The 3,341-nt window shown below is 59.5% G+C and carries 2 protein-coding genes and 1 pseudogene; 2 read left to right on the top strand and 1 reads right to left on the bottom strand.

The features are described from left to right. Window positions 1-168: 168 nt before the first annotated feature. The gene (locus tag F8N85_RS33490; RefSeq protein ID WP_150807651.1) at window positions 169-1,527 is read left to right on the top strand and encodes an 8-oxoguanine deaminase; all 1,359 of its coding nucleotides are present in this window, start codon (window positions 169-171) and stop codon (window positions 1,525-1,527) included. A 250-nt stretch (window positions 1,528-1,777) separates the two neighbouring features. Here F8N85_RS33490 and F8N85_RS33495 read toward each other — a convergent pair whose 3' ends face one another. Further along, window positions 1,778-2,866 (bottom strand): calcium:proton antiporter, encoded by a 1,089-nt coding sequence (locus tag F8N85_RS33495; protein WP_150807476.1) that lies wholly within the window; start codon window positions 2,864-2,866, stop codon window positions 1,778-1,780. Between the two features lie 278 nt (window positions 2,867-3,144). On the opposite strand from F8N85_RS33495, the pseudogene F8N85_RS33500 reads away from it, so the two are divergent. Continuing rightward, window positions 3,145-3,341: pseudogene (locus F8N85_RS33500) on the top strand (adenosine deaminase); the annotation flags it as partial.

Here is a 3,341-nt window from a genome sequence, read left to right on the forward strand (position 1 = left end):
CTGCCGCAGGCTGCGATCTTTTAGGCATCACACACGTCCGTCAAGCTATCGCATCAAATGCGTAATCTGAGTAAACTCCAAACCTCGCCCTCACCGGCGACCCTGGATCAGCAGACAGGGCAACACTGAGCTGGCGAACCTGAACCCAATTTTCAGAGGAGCCGGCCAATGCCTGCGACCCGTATCTGGTTAAAAACCCCCCTGGCCATTTTCACTGCCAACGCGCTCGATGCCCGTGGCGGCCTGGTGCTGCAAGACGGTTTGATCGTCGAAGTACTCGGTGCCGGGCAACAACCCGCCGCACCCTGTGGACAAGTCTTCGATGCTCGCGAACATGTGATCCTTCCCGGGCTGATCAACACCCACCACCACTTCTACCAAACCCTGACCCGCGCTTGGGCGCCGGTGGTCAATCAGCCGTTATTCCCCTGGCTGAAAACCCTGTATCCGGTCTGGGCTCGACTGACCCCGGAGAAACTGGCATTGGCGAGCAAAGTCGCTCTGGCCGAGTTGCTGCTGTCTGGCTGCACCACCGCGGCCGATCACCACTACCTGTTCCCCGAAGGTCTGGAAAACGCCATTGATGTACAGGTCCAGAGCGTGCGCGAACTGGGCATGCGCGCGATGCTCACCCGCGGCTCGATGAGTCTGGGTGAAGCCGACGGCGGGCTGCCGCCGCAACAGACCGTGCAACAAGGTGAAGTGATTCTCGCCGACAGCCAGCGCCTGATCGCCGAATACCACGAACGTGGCGATGGCGCGCAAATCCAGATTGCCCTGGCGCCCTGCTCGCCGTTTTCCGTTACCCCACAAATCATGTCGGCCAGTGCGGAACTGGCCAACAAGCTCGACGTGCGCCTGCACACCCATCTCGCCGAAACCCTCGACGAAGAAGACTTCTGCCTGCAACGTTTCGGCCTGCGCACCGTGGATTATCTGGACAGCGTCGGCTGGCTCGGGCCTCGTACCTGGCTGGCCCATGGCATTCATTTCAACCCGGATGAAATCGCTCGCCTGGGCGCGGCTGGCACCGGCATCTGTCATTGTCCGAGCTCGAACATGCGCCTGGCTTCAGGCATCTGTCCGACCCTGGACTTGATCGCAGCGGGCGCGCCATTGGGCCTGGGTGTGGATGGTTCGGCCTCCAACGACGCGTCGAACATGATCCTCGAAACCCGACAGGCGCTTTACCTGCAACGCCTGCGTTATGGCGCGGAAAAAATCACTCCCGAGTTAGTGCTCGGCTGGGCCACCCGCGGTTCGGCGCAACTGCTCGGACGCAGCGATATCGGCGAACTGGCGGTGGGCAAGCAGGCGGACCTGGCGTTGTTCAAACTCGATGAGCTGCGTTTTTCCGGTAGTCATGATCCGTTGTCGGCGCTGCTGTTGTGTGGCGCAGATCGAGCGGACCGGGTGATGGTAGGAGGAAAATGGCGAGTGATCGACGGGCAGGTTGAGGGGCTGGATTTGAAGGAATTGATTGCTGATCACAGCCAAGCAGCGCGGCAGTTGATCGCAGGCATCTGACACGACACGATCAACTGTGGAGCGAGCTTGCCCCAATGCCGGTCAGTTAACCTAAATCTTTGGTCTGGCGGGCATTTGTGGCGAGGGGGCTTGCCCCCGCTCGGGTGCGCAGCAGCCGCAAAACCGGTGAATGCGGTGTGCCTGACTAAATGTGATTGCAGGTTTTAGGGCCGCTGCGCGACCCAGCGGGGGCAAGCCCCCTCGCCACAAGTTTTGCGTTCGACGCATTGGGGCTTGCCCGCGAAGCTTTTTAGAGACCCAACAACGACAACATGACAAAAGTGGCAAACAGCACAAAGTGCGTCATCCCTTCGATGGCGTTGGTTTCGCCATCGTTGAGGTTGATCGCGCTGACGATCAGGGTGATGAACACCATGACCGTCTGCACCGGGGTCATGGCCATCTGGAACGGCTGGCCGGTATAGAGCGCCATGGCTTCCATGACCGGCACCGTGAGGATCACCGTCGACAGTGAAGCGCCTAAAGCAATATTGACCACCGACTGCATGCGGTTGGCCAGCGCCGCGCGCAATGCGGTCAGAATCTCCGGTGCGGCGGAAATCGCCGCCACCAGAATCGCCGTCATCACCGGTGGCGCGCCCGTGCCTTCAAGGCCCAGGTCGAGGGTTTTCGACATCACCTCGGCCAGTGCGCCAATCACCACCACACCGAACACCAAGGTCCCAATGGACAGCCCGAGGTTGATCGCAGGCGTGTCGTGCGCAGGTTCGCCCTTACGGCGTTTCTCCGGGTAGCTGTAGCTGAAAAAATAGCTATGGGGCCCAACCTGCATCCGCAAAAACAAGGTGTAAAGCATCACCATGGCGCCAATTGTGAAGGCCGAGTAAATCTTCCAATCCGCTTCGGGAATGAACTCCGGGACCACCATGGAAACGCCCATGGCGGTCAGGATCATCACGCTATAAGTCCGCGCCGAGTCATCGTTATAGGACTGCTCGCCATGCTTTATCCCGCCCATCAGTGCCGCCAGGCCGAGGATGCCGTTGATGTCGAGCATCACCGCTGAGTAGATGGTGTCGCGCACCAGGGTCGCTGAGGCTTCGTTGCTCATCATGATCGCCAGGATCACCACTTCGACCAGCACCGCGGCCAGGGTCAGGATCATCGTGCCATAGGGGTCACCGACTTTTTCCGCGAGCAATTCCGCGTGATGGGCGACGCGCATCGAGGCGCAGACGATAAAGGCCACCAGCACCAACCCGCCGATCAGGGCCGTCATCTGGCCGCTGTGCAGCAGCCAGTGCTCCAGCGCGAAGGCCGTACACGCTGCGAGCAGCGCCAGCAGCAGGAATTTCTCTTGCTTGAGTAAGGTGAGCATCGCGGGCCTTTTGCCGAATGAAGAGAACCGGAAACGATGAGCTACAGACTGCGGTGAGTTGCTAACGTTTCGTTACACCTTAGCGCAGCAGTGGCGGGCAGCACCCGGCGAAATATCCGATCACCACCCGCGCGGAATTTCTGCTGTCGCGCTTTGCCAACACCTATGCTTATCGGCGAGAACTGCAGGCGGCGAAATGAACCGACTGGTCAGGTTTTACCAAAACCCTCAGCGTCGACCTGTAGAATGCCTCCATTGCACCTGATGAGAATTCAATAATGTACGACTGGTTGAACGCCCTTCCCAAGGCCGAATTGCACCTGCACCTGGAAGGGTCGCTGGAGCCTGAACTGCTGTTCGCCCTGGCAGAACGCAACAAGATCGCCCTGCCATGGGGCGACGTCGAAACCCTGCGCAAGGCTTACGCCTTTAACAACCTGCAAGAGTTTCTCGATCTGTATTACCAAGGTGCGGA

It is taken from the genome of Pseudomonas fluorescens (assembly GCF_902497875.1).
Lineage (GTDB): Bacteria > Pseudomonadota > Gammaproteobacteria > Pseudomonadales > Pseudomonadaceae > Aquipseudomonas > Aquipseudomonas fluorescens_BR.

Excerpts from the sequence above, each read along its gene's own strand:
- F8N85_RS33490 (WP_150807651.1), top strand. The coding sequence starts at position 169 with ATGCCTGCGACCCGTATCTGGTTAAAAACCCCCCTGGCCATTTTCACT.
- F8N85_RS33495 (WP_150807476.1), bottom strand. The coding sequence starts at position 2,866 with ATGCTCACCTTACTCAAGCAAGAGAAATTCCTGCTGCTGGCGCTGCTC.